Here is an 18,092-nt window from a genome sequence, read left to right as displayed (position 1 = left end):
TTACTTGGTCACATCCCAGTAGGCGACCGAGGTGATGGCGCCGCCGAGGCTCAGCCCTTCGACATTGTCGGCCATGCCCGCCTGTTCGATCAGCTGGAACATGACGGCAAAGGGGGCAGTGTCACGGAATTGCGCCTGGATCTCATGATACATCTCCGCGCGCTTCTCTGTGTCGCCTTCTACAACAGCAGCAGCAACCTTTTCAGTCAGCCCGCCAGTGTCCCAACCATTGCGCCAGGCCAGAAGACCGGTTGCATTGGCTTCGTCCGAGTTATCCGGGTTATAGGCAAAGGTTCCCGCATTGGTATGCGGATCGGGATAGTCCGGGCCCCATGCGCCCAGATAGATATCCAACTCGCGTGCGCGGTATTTGCCCAGGATCTGCTTGCCGGTGCCAACCTCAAGATTGAGCGTGATCCCCGCCTGCGCGAATGTGTTTTGCAACGACTGCGCAATTTCCAGACGCTCCTGCGCCTCACGCACACCGACGGTCAGTTCCAGATTTTCAACACCCGCTTCGGCCAGCAGCGCCTTGGCCTTTTCAACATCGAAGGAGAATGGGTTTTCATCCACCGCGCCGAGATACGTCTTGGGCAAGAAGTTCTGATGGCCGACATACCAGTTCTTGAGGAAGCTGTTTTCCATGCCGTCATAGTCGATCAGATATTTCAGCGCCTGACGGACCTGAGGTTTGGACAGCTCCGGGTGTTTCTGGTTGAAGGAGACGTACATCAGGCGGCCCCGCATTTCGCGCAGCACCTCGACACCGTCCACACCGGCGAGACCGTCAACATCCGACGGTGTCAGGTCGCGGGCTACGTCAATGTCGCCACGTTCCAGCATCAAACGCTGGGTGGCGCTTTCCTGAACGTGGCGCACGATAACGCGCTTCATTGCTGCCTCGCCGCCGTAGTAAGACGGGCTGGCACTCAGGGTGACGCTTTCCTTCGGCTTCCAGCTGGCAAGACTGTAAGGGCCGGAGCCTGCGGAATTGGTGGTCAACCACTTGTTGCCCATATCGCCGTCGACTTCATTGGCCATGACCAATTCCTTGTCGACAATCGCGCCAATGGTGGCGGTCAGGCAGTTCAGAACAAAGGACGTCGCATAGCGCTTATCCGTTGTGATCGACAAAGTGTTGCCGTCAACCTTGATCGTTTCATCGACGTTTTCGGGCGTGAACCCAAATTGGGTGATGATGAAGGATGGCGTCTTGTTCAGAAGAACCGCGCGCTTCAGCGAAAACGCGGCATCCTCGGCCCGGACTGGGTTGCCGGATTGGAAGGTCACGCCTTCGCGCATGGTAAAGGTGATGGTGCGGCCATCCTCGGAGACAGTCCAGCTTTCGGCCAGATCCGGCTGGTAGCCTGCGTCCAGATCGGACGGGTCAAAGTTGACCAGTTTGCCGTAAATATTGCGGATCACATCTGCGCCTGCAAACTCAAAACTCTGCGCCGGATCCAGTGTGGTGATATCATCAATACGGTTGGCAATGACCAGCATATTGGCCGGTGTTTCTGCCATCGTGGCCATCGGGGTGAGGCCAATCGCCAGCCCCAGCGCGGCGGTGCCAAGAAGGGTTTGAATGGTTTTCATCTTTAACTCCCTATCGTGTTTTTAATCTTTGAATATCGCGCTGTTGTCAGCGTCTTGTTGTTGTCTGAACCATGGCTCACGATGAGCAAAGGCGGCAGCCTGTGGAAAGTCAGAGATCGCCCCAGGTCGCATCTAGGACCCGCAACCAGTTGCCGTGGCACAGTTTTTTCAGCAGGTCATCATTAATGCCGTGCTGACGCAGGGCGGTGCGAAGGGCGGGGAGACCCGCGACGGTTTCGATGTCCTTTGGCACTGTGGCGCCATCAAAGTCCGAGCCGAAACCCACCCGATCCTCCCCAAGTTGGGTGATCAGGTGGTCGATATGGCGCAGCATGCGATCAAGCGGCGTATCAGCGTCCATGCGCCCATCTTCCCGCAGGAAGGCCACGGCAAAGTTGAGACCAACCATGCCATCGCTGTCACGGATGGCATGCAGCTGGCGGTCGGTCAGATTGCGGCTGTGGGGCGTCAAAGCATGGGCGTTGGAATGCGTGGCCACCAGCGGCGCGTCACTCAGCTCCGCAACATCCCAGAACCCAGCCTCATTCAGATGGGAGAGATCAATCATCACACCCAGTTGATTGCAGCGCTGCACCAGCCGCTTGCCATCCGCCGTCAGACCTGGCCCGGTATCAGGTGATCCCGGAAAGCGGAACGGCACACCATGGCCAAACCGGGTCGGGCGGCTCCAGACCGGGCCGAGAGAGCGTAAGCCCGCCTGATAGAGCACCTCCAACACATGGAAATCCGGATCAATTGCCTCGGCCCCCTCCATGTGCAGAACCGCTGCCATCACGCCATTTGCGAGACAACTGCGAATATCATTCGTGCTGCGGCAGATTTTCAGCGCACCGTCGCGTTCCAGCTGATACAGGATTGCCGCTTGTGACAGGGCCACGGGGGCGGCTTCGGACCAGCTGATTTCTTGGGATAAGGGGAGGTCATAGCTGTCTGACGACATCTCGTCACGCATATCGATGCTGACAACGTCAGGCACATAGATGGCAAAGAAGCCGCCACCAAAGCCGCCGTGGCGCGCTTTGGTAAGGTCAATTTGCTGCCCGCCATCACCCTGGAACCCGTCTTTGCCGGGAGAAACATCGCGATTATGCAATCGCAGCAATAGATCGTTGTGGCCGTCGAAAATCAGAGGATCAGTCATTTTGCTTCCTAATTCCCTGATATGAGGTCGTATCTTTTGCGCTAACGCAAGGGAATTTACGCTGGTTTTCAAGATAAGTCAGAGCAACGCTCAAAAAGTAGCGCCTGACCAGCGGGATGCAGTAAGGGGCGGGTCGCCCTGTCTGATGATCGCTCGACCGGGCCGGGAAGATGTTCGATTAACGCGCAAATGCGAGTCGGGACTTCAATCCTGTTTCAAGCCATAACTCGTAAATGCCGCCAGCGCTTCGTCGATCTGCGCGTGGCTGAGCAGCCTTGGCGTGCCAATGCTGCGCGCGCGAATATAAGTTGCCGCCAAATGCTCCAGCTCGGCCATCCGCCACATGGCGCGCGCCAGTGTGTCGCCTGTGCAGATGGCGCCATGGTTCGCCATCAGGCACCCCTCGCGGTTTGCCATTGCCGCGACCACATGGTTCGACAGCTCTGAACTGCCAAAAAGCGCATAATCGGCGAGCGGAACATCATGCCCGCCAAATGCTGCCACCATATAGTGGCAGGCCGGGATAGGCATGTGGTTTACTGCAAGGGCGCAGCAGTTCACCGGGTGGGCATGGACGACGGCCATCGCCTCTGGCTTGGCTGAGAGCAGCGCCTGATGAAATTGCCACTCGGAAGAGGGGGCAGGCTGGCCATCCTGCGGATCCGGGCTGCCGACCACCGACATCCGCACAATCATTTCCGGGGTCATCGCCTCATAGGGGATGCCGGATGGGGTGATCAGCATCTCACCCCCAGCGATCCGCAGCGAGATATTGCCTGAGGTGCCCTGATTGATGCCATTCCGGTTCATTTCCAGACAGGCATCAATGATCGACTGGCGCAGCGTGTTGCTGTCCTCGGGCGCAATATCGGTCATGGCGGCGTCACCCCGCCTTGCGGATGAGGTCGGGGAACAGTGCCGCAAGTCCCGTGGCCGAGGCATCGCAGATCCCGCGTTCAGTGATCAGCCCGGTCACCAGTCGGTTGGGCGTCACGTCAAAGGCCGGATTTCCGCAGTTCGTACCTTCGGGGGTGACCTGTGCCAGACCGATATCTCCGCCATCAAGCACGCCTTGCACATGGCTGACCTCGCGGCTGTCGCGGTCCTCAATCGGGATTTCAGCAACGCCATCAGTCACTGTCCAGTCGATGGTGGGCGAGGGCAGGGCAACATAGAAAGGCACCCCATTGTCATGCGCGGCCAGCGCCTTCAGGTAGGTGCCGATCTTGTTGCAGACATCGCCCTGACGAGTGGTACGATCAGTGCCGGTGATCACCAGATCAACCTGCCCGTGCTGCATCAAATGGCCCCCGGCATTGTCCGTGATGTAGCTGTGGCTAATACCATGGCTGCCCAACTCCCAAGCGGTCAGCGCGCCCTGATTGCGCGGGCGGGTCTCGTCGACCCAGACGTGGATGGGGATACCGGCATCATGCGCCTGATACATCGGGCTGGTGGCCGTGCCCCAGTCAACAGTGGCGATCCAGCCGGCATTGCAATGGGTCAGCAGGCGCACTGGCTCACCTGCAGGTTTCTTGGCCGCGATATCACGGATCAGCGTCAGCCCGTAGGTTCCGATGCGTCGGTTGATTTCGACATCCTCATCGGCGATGGCATGGGCAAGCTTCAACGCCGCTTTTGCGCGGTCTTCCTCAGGCAGAGGGGTCAGCGTCTCCATGCATCGGTTCAGCGCCCAGCGCAGATTGATCGCGGTGGGGCGGGTGGCATTGAGCTGTTCCCAGGCGGCCTTCAATGCGTTGTCGGACGGATCCAGATCCGCAGCCAGCGCCATACCATAGGCGGCCGTGGCCCCGATCAGCGGCGCACCACGCACCCGCATCTCGACAATCGCGGTGGCAAACTCGTCCAATGTAGCAACGGGCTGGATGCGAAATTCATGCGGCAACCAGCGCTGATCAATGATCATCAGAACCGATTGATCCTCATCCCACCAGAGCGAACGATAATGCGTGCCGTTGATTTTCACGTGGGGTCCTCCGTTGATGGCGAGCCCAGCGCCGCCGTTGGATGTTGTCCTAGCGCATTGGCGTTAAAGTGCAATCATCTTGCACGCCTAGCCGCCGCGTAGTCTCTGCATCAGATATATTTCATTCTCAGGGGCGAGCGGCTCATCCAGACTGGCTGCGATGATACGGCCATCCACAGCCACGGATACGCCTGCGTCCAAGGCCGGGGCAAGTGCCGGATAGGCAGATTTAAGCGCCGCAATCATCGCGCCAATTGTTGTTGCCTCAACCTCTACCAACTCTTGGCCCTCGGCAAAACGCCGCAAACCAGACCAAAGGTGAACGGTCAGGCGCGGTGTCCCCGCGCTCTGACTTGTTTTGATGTGCTCGGACGCCATTTGCAGGGCCTTAGCTGTTACTGGCGCGCTGCTGTTCCAATGCCGCCAGAATACGCGGTGGCGACATCGGCAGAGCGTGCAACCGTACACCCGCCGCCGCAGAAACTGCATTGGCAATGGCAGCGAGAGGCGGGCAAATTGATGTCTCGCCGACACCGCGCACGCCAAAGGGATGACCAGGGTTTGGTACTTCGACAATCACCGTGTCGATCATCGGCAGGTCAGAGGCGACGGGGATCCGGTAGTCGAGGAAGACCGCATTCTGCAACCGGCCATCCTCGCCGTAAATGTATTCCTCATTGAGCGCCCAGCCGATACCCTGTGCGGCGCCACCCTGAAACTGCCCCTCCACATAGGTGGGGTGGATCGCCTTTCCCGCGTCCTGAATGACGGTGTAGCGCGTCACGGCGGTTTTGCCGGTTTCCGGGTCGACTTCGGCATCGACGATATGCGTGGCAAAGGAGACACCGGCCCCTTCGGGGGTGGCTTCAAAATGGCCTGAGATCGGTCCACCGGTCTGGCCCATGTCATGGGTGATTTCAGCCAGTGGTAGCGGGTCAAAATTGCCTGCATTCGGACCAGAGGGTACGGCGTGGCCGTCTTCCCATTTGACAGCATCCTCAGGAATGCCCCATTTGGCCGCCGCGCGTTTGCTGAGCTTGGCCACGGCATCCTCTGCCGCCTTGATCGTGGCCAGACCGCTGGCATAGGTCACCCGGCTGCCGTGGGAGACATCATTGTATCCCAGCGTTGCGGTATCGGCGATGGTGACACGGATGCTCTCATAGGGAATGCCCAGAACCTCTGCCGCCATCAGCGCCATGGAGGCACGAGAGCCGCCGATATCCGGTGTCCCGACAGAGATCTGGCAGGTGCCATCCTCTGACAGCGACAGCGAAACAGAGGTTTCGCCCCCGTGATTGAACCAAAACCCGCAGGAGATCCCGCGCCCCTGACCCGGTTTCAGCGGGGCACCATAGTGAGGATGCGCCTTGGCGGCCTCTAGCGTTTCCACCAGACCGATGCGTTCGAACTTTGGCCCGTAGGAGGCTTTGGTGCCCTCGCGGGCGGCGTTCTTTAATCGGACATCAACAGGGTCGAGATCCAGTTTGCGGCATAGCGCGTCAATCACGGATTCCACCGCATAAGCCGCCATCGGCGAGCCGGGCGCCCGGTAGGCGGCCTGTTTGGGACGATTGCTCATGATATCATAACCGACCTGCTGAACATGTTGCAGATCATAGGGCGCAAAGGCACACATGGCGGTCATATCCGCAGGCGCACCCGGAAAGGCCCCGCCCTGTAGGCGGAAGGTGCCCTGTGCTGCGGTGATGATACCATCCGCTGTCATACCAATCTTGATGTCCATGGAGGTCGAGGCGGTGGGGCCGGTGGCGCGGAACACCTCCGGGCGGCTCATCACCAATTTCACCGGACGATTGGACTTGCGCGACAGGGCCAAGGCGACAGGTTCGATGAACACCGTGGTCTTGCCGCCAAAACCGCCGCCGATTTCCGAGGCGGTGACACGCAGCTGTGATGTCTCAATGCCCAACAGCGCCGCACAGTTCTTTTGCACATACCAGTGGCCTTGCGTACAGCACCACAGCTCACCTTTGCCGTCCTGTCCCAGCTGGGCCAGACAGGCGTGTGGTTCAATATAGCCCTGATGCGTGGCCTCTGTGACGAAATGCTCCTCCACCACCAGATCGGCCTTGGCAAAACCCGCCTCGACATCGCCATGGCCGCTTTCGTGATAGCGTACCACATTGGGGTGCATCCCGTCTGGCACGGAATAATCGGCTGCCCCTTCGCGGATCACCGGCGCATCCTTGGCCATGGCCTTGTCGACATCAGTCACATGGGGCAGCACCTCATACTCAACCTCGATCAGCTTCAGCGCATCGCGCGCGGCGAGGGCAGAGGTGGCGGCAACCGCAGCAATGGCATGACCATCATAAAGCGCGGTATCGCCTGCCATCACGTTTTCAAGCACATTCCATTGTTCACCTTCCAGTCCGGGAGCGGGCTGGATCGCGTCGGAGAAATCGGCGCGGGTGACAATCGCCTTTACGTCATTCAGCGCCTCAGCCTTGCTGGTGTCGATATGTTTGATCCGGGCATGGGCATGGGGGCTGCGCAGGATGGCGCCAAACAACATCCCCGGTGCGGTCACATCGGCGCCAAAGCGCGCCTTGCCAGTGACCTTGTCCAGACCATCGGGGCGATTGGGGCGGGTTCCCACTTGGGTGAAGTCGGTTTTTCGTTGATCCAGAGCCATTATGATGCCTCCCGCATCTCTGCTGCCGCGTCCATCACGGCGCGAATGATCTTGTCATAGCCGGTACAGCGGCACAGATTGCCGGCCAGCCAATAGCGTACTTCGGTCTCGCTGGGGTCCGGATTTTTCTCCAGTAGAGATTTGGCCGCGACCAGAATACCTGGCGTGCAGATCCCGCATTGCAGCGCGGCGTGGTCGATGAATTTCTGTTGCAGCGGATGCAGTGTTTCGTCAGGCGCGATACCTTCGACCGTGGCAATCTCTTGGCCTTCGGCCTCAACCCCGAGGACAAGGCAGGAACAGACCAACCGACCGTTCAAGGTGACCGAACAGGCCCCGCAGTCACCCGTGCCGCAGCCTTCCTTGGCGCCCGTGAGGTTCAACCGGTCACGCAGCACATCCAGCAGGGTTTCGCGCGGGTCGCAGAGATAGTCGACCGCATCGCCGTTGATGGTGGCCGAGACGTGGATTTTCGAGCTCATACTGTGTCTCCCTTGGCACGGGTATAGGCGATTTCGGCAGCGCGGCGCGCCATCACGCCCGCGACTTGCGTGCGAAAGGCAACGGTGCCGCGTTTGTCAGAGATCGGAGTGCAGGCATCGGAGGCGGCGGTGGCCAGTCGGTCAAGCGCCGCGTCGTCCAGCGTGGAGCCAATAAGCGCATCGGCACAGGCCTCAACCAGCAGCACCGTCGGGGCAACAGCGCCCAGTGCAACACGCGCCTCCGCAATGGTGTCACCCTCCAGTCGCAGCCAGACGCCGCAACCAACAACTGCAATATCCATTTCGGTGCGCGGAATGAACCGCAGATAGGCATCGCCCTGACGCGGTTGAGTGGCGGGCAGATGCACGGCAGTGATCAGCTCACCGGGGGCAAGCGTGGTTTTTCCGGGGGCTGAGGGAATATCCACAGCAGCGGCGCTGCGATCTCCGTTTGGGCCGGTGATGCTGACGGTCGCCTGCGCGGCGACCATAGCCGGCACGCTGTCCGCCGCTGGCGAGGCATTGCACAGATTGCCAGCCAACGTGGCACGGCCTTGTACTTGGGTTGAACCAATCAGATCCATGGCCTCGACCACACCGGGCCAGGCAGCACACAGGGCAGGGTGCTCGCTCATCTCGGCCCCAGCCACGGCGGCGCCGATGGTCCAGCTGCCATCGTCTTCCTGCCGGATGTCCCGCGCCCCCTTAATTGACTTGATATCAATCAGCGTATCCGGGGTCACGATATCGGCCCGCATCTGCACCAGCACATCGGTGCCGCCGGCCAGCACACGGGTCACACCCTTGGCTGAGGCCGCCAGCTCTGCCGCCTCGGCAAAACTGCTGGGTCGGTGATATTCCATTGGGACTGTCCTTCTGCTGGCCTTGCTGCTGGCGACTGTGGTTGAATCCGGGGGGCCGGGACGAGGAACAAAGGGAAGCGTATCAATGACCCCATGGCCCTGAACGTGGCGCGTGCCCGCCGGACCATCTTGCGACCAGACGTGCGCTTGGGCAAGTCGCCATCACGCCTTCGCCGGATTATAGGCGGGAAAATCACCTGTCACGGCCGTTGTATTCACATTCCGAGCGGGCCGTCACCGCACTCCGAACAACAGCGGCTCACGATACAAATGGGGAGGCTTTTACGCTTTTGCCCCTTGCGGTGCCGGATCCACTCTTTTATGGCATCGGCGTTTCCGGAAATTTCGCAAAAAATATCGCCGTCAAAGGGGTTTGACTGGCAGAGTTGGCTTGCACTTTGATGTGACAATCTGCCACAGTACGCCGAATCCAACGGATGTGGGTACGGGGGAAAATTCCGGGATCGGTGTCAGATACGCAGAAACCCCGTGCCCTTTGGCAACGGGGCGGGCCGCAAGCCTTGACTTGGCCGGATGCGCCTGAAACGCTTAAACCTCTGGACCTGCCGGAAATTGTTGCCAGAACGCGCGACAAATCACACCTGGCGTCTACATGTCCCCAAGGGTTCAACGACCCCCAGCCGCACGTCATGCGGCTAACGGTTTCGACGACAAAAAACGTGGGAGAACAACACATATGACCAACACCAAGCTGGCCGTTAGCGCCCTTGTAGCAACTGCCTTTATGGCGCCTGCTGCCATGGCAGAAGAATTCATCACAATTGGTACCGGCGGTGTAACCGGCGTGTACTATCCGACCGGTGGCGCGATCTGCCGTCTGGTCAACAAGACCCGCAAAGAGCACGGCATCCGCTGTTCCGTGGAATCCACTGGCGGCTCTGTCTACAACATCAACACCATCCGCGAAGGCGAGCTGGAATTTGGTGTGGCGCAGTCCGACTGGCAGTACCACGCTTACAACGGCACCTCCAAATTCGAAGATCAGGGCGCCTTTGAAGGTCTGCGCGCGGTGTTCTCCGTGCATCCCGAGCCCTTCACCGTTGTGGCCCGCGCGGATGCCGGCGTGACCAGCTTTGACGACCTCAAAGGCAAGCGCGTCAACATTGGCAACCCTGGTTCCGGCCAGCGTGGCACCATGGAAGTGCTACTGGAAGCCAAAGGCTGGGGCATGGACAGCTTTGCGCTGGCAACCGAGCTGAAAGCGGCCGAACAGTCCGCAGCGCTCTGTGACAACCAGATCGACGCGATGGTCTACACCGTTGGCCACCCCTCGGGTTCCATTCAGGAAGCCACCACCGCCTGTGACTCCGTTCTGGTGACTGTTGATGGCGAAGCCGTTGAAAAGCTGATCGCCGACAACTCCTTCTACCGGACCGCAACCATCCCCGGTGGCATGTACCGTGGCTCTGACGCGGATGTCGGCACATTCGGTGTGGGCGCGACCTTCGTCACCTCCGATCAGGTCTCCGACGAGGCGGTTTATACCGTGGTGAAAGCGGTCTTTGAGAACTTCGATGACTTCAAAAAGCTGCACCCGGCATTCGCCAACCTCAAGCCTGAGGAAATGGCAACCGCAGGCCTGTCCGCGCCGCTGCATCCCGGTGCTGCGAAATACTACAAAGAGCAGGGCTGGGTAGAGTAACCCATCTCTGATGATTGCAACGGGGCGCCAATTGGTGCCCCGTTTTGCCCTTGCCGTGAAGGCTTTGCCCTTTGCCATGAGGCGCTGAAACTCCACCAGGGAGCAGGGCGCGTCGGGGCCAAGGGCAACACCCAAGAATAACCGGCCGCAGTGTCTGACGGCCTCAGGGGGATACTCCATGACATCCGATGTTCAAGGAAATCGACCGCTTACCGAAGAAGAGCTACAGGACCTCGTCGCATCCTCCGATGCCGGCGCACGCAACCCGGTTGGGTCGGTTGGGCTGTTTCTGGCGATTGTCGCGGTAATATGGTCGGTCTTTCAGGTGGTGCTGGCCTCGCCAGTTTCTAACCTGTTGCTGCCCGGCAGCGTGGTCAACAACTCACGCCAGATTCATTTGGCCTTTGCAATCTTCCTCGCCTTTGCGGCGTATCCCGCGCTGAAATCCAGTCCACGTCACTACATTCCGATCCAAGATTGGATCATGTCCATCGTCGGAGCAATTATCGCGCTCTATGGTTACATTTTCTACCAGAAAGTCGTGAATTCCGGCGGGCTTGCCGATGATACGGACAAATGGGTAGCCCTGATCGGACTGTTGTTGCTGTTCGAAGCGGCACGTCGCGCGCTGGGGCCGGCCATGGCTATCATCGCCTGTATTTTTCTTGCCTATGTATTCTTTGGCTCCTCCGACTGGGTGCCGGAAGTCATCCGCTGGAAAGGCGCGAGCCTGAAAAAGGCGATGAGCCATATGTGGATCACCTCCGAAGGGGTCTTTGGCATTGCGCTGGGTGTCTCCACAAAATTCGTGTTCCTCTTCGTGCTGTTCGGCGCACTTCTGGATAAGGCCGGGGCTGGCAATTACTTCATCAAGATGGCCTTTGGCGCGCTTGGTCACCTGCGTGGTGGTCCCGCCAAGGCCGCTGTTGTTGGCTCTGCCGCTACCGGTCTGATTTCCGGCTCTTCCATCGCCAATGTGGTGACCACCGGCACCTTCACCATTCCCTTGATGAAGCGGGTGGGCTTCAGTTCGGAGCAGGCCGGTTCGGTCGAGGTCGCCTCCTCGGTGAATGGCCAGATCATGCCGCCCGTCATGGGGGCTGCGGCCTTCCTGATGGTGGAATACGTCGGCATTTCCTATGTGGAGGTGATCACCCATGCCTTCCTGCCGGCCGCGATTTCCTACATTGCGCTGGTCTATATCGTCCATCTTGAGGCGGTGAAGCGGAACATGCCCACGCTGGGCAACCGCGTGGTGTCTATGGGGCGGACCATCGGCGGCATGGCCGCGTTTTTCGCGGGGTTTGCGGCTCTTTGCTACGGCATTCAATATCCCATTAAGGCGATCACCGCCGCGATCCCCGGCGCCTCTGGCCTTGTGCTGTCGCTATTGGTCGTTGCAGCCTATCTGGGGCTATTGTGGCTGGCGGCCGGGACCGATGATCTAGTGCCTGATGACCCAAATGCAGCTGAGGTCGAGCTGCCAGTGGTAGGCGAAATCTACAAGGCGGGTCTGCACTACCTACTGCCAATCATCGTCTTGGTCTACTTCCTGATGATTGAGCAGAAGTCGCCGGGTCTGTCCGCGTTCTGGGCGACGGCACTGCTGTTTGTGATCCTGCTGACGCAAAAACCATTGAAGGCGCTGTTCCGGGGGCAAAGCACTTTGGCGCACAGCTTCCTTGATGGGGTGCATGATCTGTGGAACGGGCTGATTGACGGCGCGCGCAATATGATCGGCATTGCCCTGGCCACGGCCACGGCAGGCGTCATTGTTGGCACTGTGACGCTGACCGGCGTTGGTCAGGTGATGTCGGAACTGGTGGAACTGATGTCCGGCGGTAACCTGATCCTGATGCTGATCATGGTCGGCCTTCTGTCGCTGGTGCTGGGCATGGGGCTGCCTACCACCGCCAACTACATCGTTGTCAGTTCGCTGATGGCCGGCGTTGTGGTAGAACTTGGCGCGCAGTCGGGACTGGTGGTTCCACTGATTGCCGTGCATCTCTTTGTGTTCTACTTCGGCATCATGGCGGATGTGACACCGCCTGTGGGTCTGGCCAGCTTTGCTGCCGCTGCGGTGTCGGGGGGCGATGCCATTCGCACCGGCTTTGTGGCGTTCTTCTACAGCCTGCGCACCGTGGCGCTGCCCTTCGTCTTCATCTTCAACACCGACCTGTTGCTGATTGATGTGACTTGGGTGCAGGGCATTCTGGTGGCGATTTCTGCGACCATCGCCATTCTGGCCTTCACTGCAGGTACGATGAACTACTTCCTAACCCGCAACCGCATCTATGAAAGCGTGTTGCTGGTGCTGGTCGCCTTTGCCCTGTTCCGCCCGGACTTCTTCATGAACCGGCTGATGCCTCCGTTCGCCAGCACGGATCCGGCGGCATTGGTGGAAACCGTGGCCACGGCCCCAGCCGGTAGCGAGCTGCGGATCACCGTGGAAGGGCCGGATTTCGACACCGGTGAGCAGAAGACCACAACGCTGATCCTGCCCGTCGCTGATGGTGGCGATGGTCAGGCACAGGTTGATGGGTTTGGCCTGATGCTCCTGCCTGAGGATGGTGTGGTCAAACTGGACGAACCGATGTTCGGCACGCCCGCGCAGTCGGGCATGGACAGCTTCGACTTCTACGCCGACGAACCGGTGCGCCTGCTGAGTGTACAGGCCCCGGCAGACCAGCTGCCCAAGGAATTGATCTTCATCCCGGCGCTGCTGCTATTGGCGATGATCGCCTTCTTGCAGCGCGCACGGGCCAGCAAGGAAGGAGTCCCGGCATGAGCAAATCTGTTCTCTGCGCATTGGAGCTGAGTGATAAAACCGTTGATGCCAAGGTGCTGCGCGAAGCGGCACGGCTGGCGGATCTGGATCAGGCACAACTTGATGTGGTCAACGTCCTACCGGATTTTGGCGAAAGCTGGGTCTCGGGGTTCTTCGAGGATCACCACCATGACCGTGCGGTCAAGGAAACGGCAGAGCATCTGAGCAAGATGTGCGAAGAGGCTCTGGGAGCCGAGCGCAACGCCAAGGTCCGCCATGTGGTCGCCACCGGCAAAGCCTATCAGGAGATCCTGAAGGTTGCCGACAAGGCGGGGACCGATCTGATCGTGATTGGCGCGCATAAGCCGGAGCTGTCGGATTACCTGCTTGGCCCCAATGCGGCGCGAGTGATCCGGCATTCGACCTGTTCGGTCTATGTGGTGCGCTGATCCGGCCCAAATGAACGGTAGGTAAATTGTAAAGGGGCGCCCAATACGGCGCCCCTTTGTCATGTTGTTTTCGTTTTTGGATCCCTGCGTTCGTGTACCGATCTAGCGCGAGTCTGAGGTCTCACCGTATCCAGTCATCTCCAGATAGCCTTTGCCACTGTGGCTACCGTTTACGCTGACCGGTCCCTCCCAATAGGGGAAGCTGGTGTCCATCCAGGCATTTGGGTTTAACGCGTGTACCCGGATGTCGAGCTCCTGTTCGGGCAATTGCAGATGCCAGCCTGTTGGGATCTCACGCCCCTCGACCGTGCTGGTCGCAATCGGGGTTGCCTGCAACGCGCCGGGTTCCAATGCTGTCGCTTGACCATCCGCCATAATCCAGGTTCCAGAGGTGAAATCATTGTGTCCCCGCAGTTGAAACCCCATCAGCTTGTCCCCGCTGTCAAAGCGCAAGGAAAACCAATCCCAACCGGTTTGATCCTCTGCGAGCGGTTGACTGGACCATTCACGATCTAGCCATCCTTGCCCCGTCACTTTGATCGGACCATCTGGTAGCTGCAAGACACCCAAGATCTGATAATGAGGTTGCGAGTAATAGTAGCTGGCTTGTCCGCTCGCGGATTTCACGGAATAGCCCGACTCCCCCTGAAGAACGAGCGGACCCTCGGCACGCAGCGATAGCTGATAAGAAAATGCAGTCCCGCTGGCTCGAAGAGAAAGCTGGTCCAACCCATCACCTGTCGATGCGCCCCCGGCTCGCATGTTCCAATCGTCGATATAGGCCTCAAACGGTGCAGTGCGCACATCGGCCTGACCAATACCGCCGCGGGCCAGACGTTCAGCATAATAGTGATGATCCGGGGTGGTCAAACCTGCATGGCCCATCCAGATCTGCGGATCCGACCAGGATGTCGTGACCCTCTCACCGTCCGCCCCCTCCGGGTGCAGGGCTGAGCGGAACAGCGTCCATTGCACGCCGTAGTCGCGCCCATCTTCACCGGTCAGATTGGCCGTTAAATACCACCATTCAATGCGATAGTCAGGGTGGGGGCCGTGATCGCGGGGAAACTTCAATGCGACACCGCGCTGTGGTACGGCAAAGCCTGCGGCCTCTGTTCCCAATCCTGCGTACCCTTGGGCGGCAAGCATTGCGGGCAACGTCACCCACCCGAGCCCGAGTCCCAAGCCAACTATGGCTGCTGTCACGCGATTACCGTTCATTTGCAAATACCCTCAATAGATCTGCGGGTTTCAGACGGCTGAGACGCCTCGCAGGCAGTGCCGCGGCCAGCGCCGCAGCCGCCAATGCCATCAGGAACAAGCGCAGCCAGTCCAGCGGAAAGAGAACCATCGGCAAGCGCCAGCCAAAGGCCTCTACATTGACAACAGCCAACAGGGCCCAGCCCAACAGCAATCCCAGTGGTAGCGCCAAGAGCGCTGTCAATCCTGACAGCAAGACGCTGCGCAGGACTTCGTATCGTGCCAGTTGCCGCCGTGTCAGTCCCATGGCCCAGATCGGTGCCAGTTGCGGCAACCGCTGGCTCCAGAGAGTCAGCAGACTGGTCAGAATCGCAAATCCCGCCACCCCAAAGGTCAAAAGGTTAAGGGCCGCCGTCACCACAAATGTTCGATCAAAAATCGCCAAGGACCGCGCCTTCAGCTCCCCTTGGTTGATAAAGACGCCGCTTGGCAAATCGAACCGGGCCGTCAGATCGGCGCGGAGTTGGCCGACAGCGCTGGGTCGAACACGCAGACCGAACCGACGGTTGTCAATCTGAGGGCGATGGCGCAAAAGCACTGGCAGACCGACGATGGCCTGGGGATGGGGATTGCCGTAGTCCGAATAGACACCTGCAATGGGCATCTGCCAGCCTGGCGCGATCTGCAAAGGATCACCCGGTGCCAGAGCCGCGCGGTGCGACAGTTGTTCATTGATCAACACCCCGGTGCCCGCGTCTACGGACTGCCAGACGTCCGGATCCGCCCGGAGCAAGGGCCAGTTGTCCCTATAGGTGGCATCATTGATGATGCCGTAAACCTCCATCGGCGCGCCATCATAGCGTTCATCGCTATGGCGGATGGGCAGGGCGCGGATATCCCGTGACGCCAGCCAGGGCAACACATCCGCAGCCATCTCATTGCGCGGCAAAGTCATATACAGTTCAGACGCCAATCGCTGATCCAACCAGCCAAGGAAGGTGAGGCGAAAACTAGAAACCATTGTTCCGACACCGATATTGGTCGCCAGAGCGAGCAAAAGCGCCATCAGGGCCAGCGATAACCCCGGCAGTTGCGCGCGCATGTCTGCCCAAAGCCACAGTGAAACAGGTGTACGCGCCAGACGCGTACCAACCCCCGCAAGGCCCGATAAGACGAGCGGCAACAAGAGAGCCGCACCAAGCATTAACCCGCCTAGGAATACAAACCCGGCCAGAAGCCCGTCAAACAACAGTGGAACACAGGGCGCTGAAACCAGCATCGCCGCCCCTGCAAGCGCAGAGACCTTGTGCCCGCGCAGGGCCTGTTGGCCGCGCGCCGTTGCAGCTGGTGCGGCCAAAATTGGCAAGTGATACAGACTGAACCAACTCTGCGCGCCGGCAAGACCCATACCCGCCAATGCCATTGCCATGCCAGAAACAACCCAACTGAGGCGTAGCTGCAAGCTGCCCTCTAATGACGCGCCGTAGAGGCCCGACAGGGTCGCACCCACACCAGGCAGCAGCGCCGCAGCAACCAGATATCCCAGTAGCAACCCCAATAGTGCAGCTACAATCGTGATTGCCAATAGCTCAGCAAAAACAATATATACCAATGCTTTGAGTGGTAAACCTAAACTACGCAGCGTTCGAAACATTCCACGCCTTTGTTCAATTCCCAGTGCAATGGTGCCTTGAACGATGAACAATCCCACAGCAAATGACAGCAGGCCAAAGGCCGTGAGATTGAGATGGAAACTGCGCGTGAGCTGTGCCGTATCAGCGCCGGTTGATGGGGTCTGTTGACGCAGATTTGGAGCCAAATCTGCGAGTGGCGTGAGGCCAGCAGGTTGATCCGGCAATAGAATTAGCCGACTAATCGCATTCGGCCTTTGCAACAGTTTCGCCACGGTGGCGATATCGCTGATCGCGGCTCCAAGCGGAACCAGTGTCGAGCGCATAACAGGGGGAACATCTGTTCCGCCGACAGCGATATTTGTCTCAGGGTGAACGAACAGCCGCCCAGGACGCAGCAGAAGATCCTCTGGCGTGAGATCTATCATCTTGTTGCCGCTGTCAGGCCCCCTAGACTGCTTGTTAAAATCATCAGTCAGCCGTGCCATCACCGGGTTCGACAGAATATCAATCCCGATCAGCTCAAGACTGGCCCCGTCAGGCCCATTATCTGGCCCCCGATAAGATCCCGTCAACACAGGAGACAGCTGCCAGCCTGCACGTCGCAGCGCAACATATTGGGAAATAGTGATATACCCCTGCTGTGGTGCAAGGTAGGACTGACCAGAAGGAGATATCTGCGCTGCCGCATCCGCGTAGCTGGCACGGGCCTCGCCATTGATGGCCTGAACCGCTGACCAAAGCGCAGTGGCAAGCGCGAGCCCGGTTATCAGCATCCCCAGTTGCAACGGATGCTGCCGCCAATGGGAAAGGATCGCACCTAGTGCGGGACGGATCATGTGCTGCACCCAATAATCTGACCGCCGCTGAGATGCGCCCGCTGATCAAGCCGCGCCGCAATATCATGCGAATGCGTGACCAGCAGCAGGGCCGCCTCTGTCTCACGAACCAGATCAAGCATCAACTCCATCACCGAAGCACTTGATGCCTCGTCAAGATTTCCGGTTGGCTCGTCTGCAAGCAGAAGTTTTGGCCGCAGTGCCAAGGCACGGGCGATGGCGACACGCTGCTGCTGGCCACCAGACAGCTGTTCTGGGTATCGCATCCTGAACTCTGTCAGTCCCAGACGGTCTGTCAGCACCCCGATCCAGGCCTCGTCTGCACGCCCTGCAAGGCGGGCATGCAGACTGATATTCTGTTCAACACTCAAAGCTGGAATGAGGTTGAATTGCTGAAACACCAGCGACACTTGGCTGCGCCGAAGACCCGCACGGCCATCATCGTCCAGATCGGCAAGTGCAACGTTGCCAACTGTAATCTCGCCGCTGTCAAATTGGTCCAAGGCTGCCGCGAGATGTAAAAGTGTGCTCTTGCCTGAACCACTGTCGCCGGTCAGTGCAAGACTGCGGCCTGCCGAAAGGGACAGCGAAACCGCCTTTAGTACTGGCACGGGGCCAGACGGGCCTGCGTAGGATTTACAGATGTCCCTTATGATTAGCATAGAACTATAACCTCTTGCATATTAATCAACTTTTCCGAAATTCGGCCCCGTTCATCGAGCTGGGAGCGGGCTTAGTGGTTCAGCTGGGTACAGGTTCTTTCTGCAAAGCATTGACGAGATGCGATATAGCCC

At 59.1% G+C, this 18,092-nt stretch carries 14 protein-coding genes; 3 read left to right on the top strand and 11 right to left on the bottom strand.

Annotated elements, in window-relative coordinates:
• From PhaeoP97_RS08085 to PhaeoP97_RS08050, 8 genes are all read right to left on the bottom strand, one after another.
• Positions 1 to 1,596, bottom strand: a complete 1,596-nt coding sequence (locus PhaeoP97_RS08085) for an ABC transporter substrate-binding protein (RefSeq protein WP_072504646.1) — start codon at positions 1,594 to 1,596, stop codon at positions 1 to 3.
• A gap of 109 nt (positions 1,597 to 1,705) precedes the next feature.
• On the bottom strand, positions 1,706 to 2,758 hold the full coding sequence (locus PhaeoP97_RS08080; RefSeq protein ID WP_072504645.1) for a dipeptidase: 1,053 nt from the start codon (positions 2,756 to 2,758) through the stop codon (positions 1,706 to 1,708).
• A 204-nt stretch (positions 2,759 to 2,962) separates the two neighbouring features.
• On the bottom strand, positions 2,963 to 3,634 hold the full coding sequence (locus tag PhaeoP97_RS08075; protein ID WP_072504644.1) for a class II aldolase/adducin family protein: 672 nt from the start codon (positions 3,632 to 3,634) through the stop codon (positions 2,963 to 2,965).
• A gap of 7 nt (positions 3,635 to 3,641) precedes the next feature.
• Positions 3,642 to 4,745: an S-methyl-5-thioribose-1-phosphate isomerase gene (mtnA, locus tag PhaeoP97_RS08070; RefSeq protein ID WP_072504643.1), complete on the bottom strand. Its 1,104-nt coding sequence runs from the start codon at positions 4,743 to 4,745 to the stop codon at positions 3,642 to 3,644.
• An 87-nt stretch (positions 4,746 to 4,832) separates the two neighbouring features.
• Entirely contained in the window at positions 4,833 to 5,123 is a 291-nt protein-coding gene (locus PhaeoP97_RS08065) for a MoaD/ThiS family protein (RefSeq protein WP_072504642.1), read from the bottom strand.
• 10 nt (positions 5,124 to 5,133) lie between these two features.
• Positions 5,134 to 7,404, bottom strand: coding sequence for a xanthine dehydrogenase family protein molybdopterin-binding subunit (locus PhaeoP97_RS08060; protein WP_072504641.1), 2,271 nt, complete (start codon positions 7,402 to 7,404; stop codon positions 5,134 to 5,136).
• A complete protein-coding gene (locus PhaeoP97_RS08055) occupies positions 7,404 to 7,886 on the bottom strand; it encodes a (2Fe-2S)-binding protein (protein ID WP_072504640.1) in 483 nt (160 codons plus the stop codon). Before PhaeoP97_RS08055 ends, PhaeoP97_RS08060 begins: the two co-directional genes overlap by 1 nt.
• Entirely contained in the window at positions 7,883 to 8,749 is an 867-nt protein-coding gene (locus PhaeoP97_RS08050) for an FAD binding domain-containing protein (RefSeq protein WP_072504639.1), read from the bottom strand. The genes PhaeoP97_RS08055 and PhaeoP97_RS08050 overlap by 4 nt, the downstream gene beginning before the upstream one ends.
• A gap of 697 nt (positions 8,750 to 9,446) precedes the next feature.
• On the opposite strand from PhaeoP97_RS08050, the gene PhaeoP97_RS08045 reads away from it, so the two are divergent.
• The 3 genes from PhaeoP97_RS08045 (at position 9,447) to PhaeoP97_RS08035 (ending at position 13,628) form a co-directional block, all read left to right on the top strand.
• A complete protein-coding gene (locus PhaeoP97_RS08045; RefSeq protein WP_072504638.1) occupies positions 9,447 to 10,412 on the top strand; it encodes a TAXI family TRAP transporter solute-binding subunit in 966 nt (321 codons plus the stop codon).
• A gap of 178 nt (positions 10,413 to 10,590) precedes the next feature.
• On the top strand, positions 10,591 to 13,200 hold the full coding sequence (locus PhaeoP97_RS08040) for a TRAP transporter permease (RefSeq protein ID WP_072504637.1): 2,610 nt from the start codon (positions 10,591 to 10,593) through the stop codon (positions 13,198 to 13,200).
• Positions 13,197 to 13,628, top strand: a complete 432-nt coding sequence (locus tag PhaeoP97_RS08035) for a universal stress protein (RefSeq protein WP_072504636.1) — start codon at positions 13,197 to 13,199, stop codon at positions 13,626 to 13,628. Before PhaeoP97_RS08040 ends, PhaeoP97_RS08035 begins: the two co-directional genes overlap by 4 nt.
• 102 nt (positions 13,629 to 13,730) lie before the next feature.
• Here the strand turns inward: PhaeoP97_RS08035 and PhaeoP97_RS08030 are convergent, their stop codons facing one another.
• Genes PhaeoP97_RS08030 through PhaeoP97_RS08020 form a run of 3 tightly spaced genes read right to left on the bottom strand, consistent with a single transcriptional unit; the run spans position 13,731 to position 17,960 of the window.
• Complete coding sequence (locus PhaeoP97_RS08030) at positions 13,731 to 14,849, bottom strand: lipocalin-like domain-containing protein (RefSeq protein WP_072504635.1); 1,119 nt, start codon at positions 14,847 to 14,849, stop codon at positions 13,731 to 13,733.
• Positions 14,839 to 17,298, bottom strand: a complete 2,460-nt coding sequence (locus PhaeoP97_RS08025) for an FtsX-like permease family protein (protein ID WP_072504634.1) — start codon at positions 17,296 to 17,298, stop codon at positions 14,839 to 14,841. Before PhaeoP97_RS08025 ends, PhaeoP97_RS08030 begins: the two co-directional genes overlap by 11 nt.
• On the bottom strand, positions 17,295 to 17,960 hold the full coding sequence (locus PhaeoP97_RS08020) for an ABC transporter ATP-binding protein (RefSeq protein ID WP_072504633.1): 666 nt from the start codon (positions 17,958 to 17,960) through the stop codon (positions 17,295 to 17,297). Before PhaeoP97_RS08020 ends, PhaeoP97_RS08025 begins: the two co-directional genes overlap by 4 nt.
• Between the last annotated feature and the right edge of the window lie 132 nt (positions 17,961 to 18,092).

This window comes from Phaeobacter porticola (assembly GCF_001888185.1).
Taxonomy (GTDB): domain Bacteria; phylum Pseudomonadota; class Alphaproteobacteria; order Rhodobacterales; family Rhodobacteraceae; genus Phaeobacter; species Phaeobacter porticola.
The sequence above is the reverse complement of the archived record's forward strand: the minus strand, read 5'-3'. Positions and strand labels throughout refer to the sequence as shown.

Coding starts and splice junctions, on each gene's coding strand:
- PhaeoP97_RS08080 (WP_072504645.1), bottom strand. CDS start 2,758: ATGACTGATCCTCTGATTTTCGACGGCCACAACGATCTATTGCTGCGA.
- PhaeoP97_RS08075 (WP_072504644.1), bottom strand. CDS start 3,634: ATGACCGATATTGCGCCCGAGGACAGCAACACGCTGCGCCAGTCGATC.
- PhaeoP97_RS08035 (WP_072504636.1), top strand. CDS start 13,197: ATGAGCAAATCTGTTCTCTGCGCATTGGAGCTGAGTGATAAAACCGTT.
- PhaeoP97_RS08065 (WP_072504642.1), bottom strand. CDS start 5,123: ATGGCGTCCGAGCACATCAAAACAAGTCAGAGCGCGGGGACACCGCGC.
- PhaeoP97_RS08020 (WP_072504633.1), bottom strand. CDS start 17,960: ATGCTAATCATAAGGGACATCTGTAAATCCTACGCAGGCCCGTCTGGC.
- PhaeoP97_RS08055 (WP_072504640.1), bottom strand. CDS start 7,886: ATGAGCTCGAAAATCCACGTCTCGGCCACCATCAACGGCGATGCGGTC.
- PhaeoP97_RS08060 (WP_072504641.1), bottom strand. CDS start 7,404: ATGGCTCTGGATCAACGAAAAACCGACTTCACCCAAGTGGGAACCCGC.
- PhaeoP97_RS08040 (WP_072504637.1), top strand. CDS start 10,591: ATGACATCCGATGTTCAAGGAAATCGACCGCTTACCGAAGAAGAGCTA.
- PhaeoP97_RS08045 (WP_072504638.1), top strand. CDS start 9,447: ATGACCAACACCAAGCTGGCCGTTAGCGCCCTTGTAGCAACTGCCTTT.
- PhaeoP97_RS08030 (WP_072504635.1), bottom strand. CDS start 14,849: ATGAACGGTAATCGCGTGACAGCAGCCATAGTTGGCTTGGGACTCGGG.
- PhaeoP97_RS08050 (WP_072504639.1), bottom strand. CDS start 8,749: ATGGAATATCACCGACCCAGCAGTTTTGCCGAGGCGGCAGAGCTGGCG.
- PhaeoP97_RS08025 (WP_072504634.1), bottom strand. CDS start 17,298: ATGATCCGTCCCGCACTAGGTGCGATCCTTTCCCATTGGCGGCAGCAT.
- PhaeoP97_RS08085 (WP_072504646.1), bottom strand. CDS start 1,596: ATGAAAACCATTCAAACCCTTCTTGGCACCGCCGCGCTGGGGCTGGCG.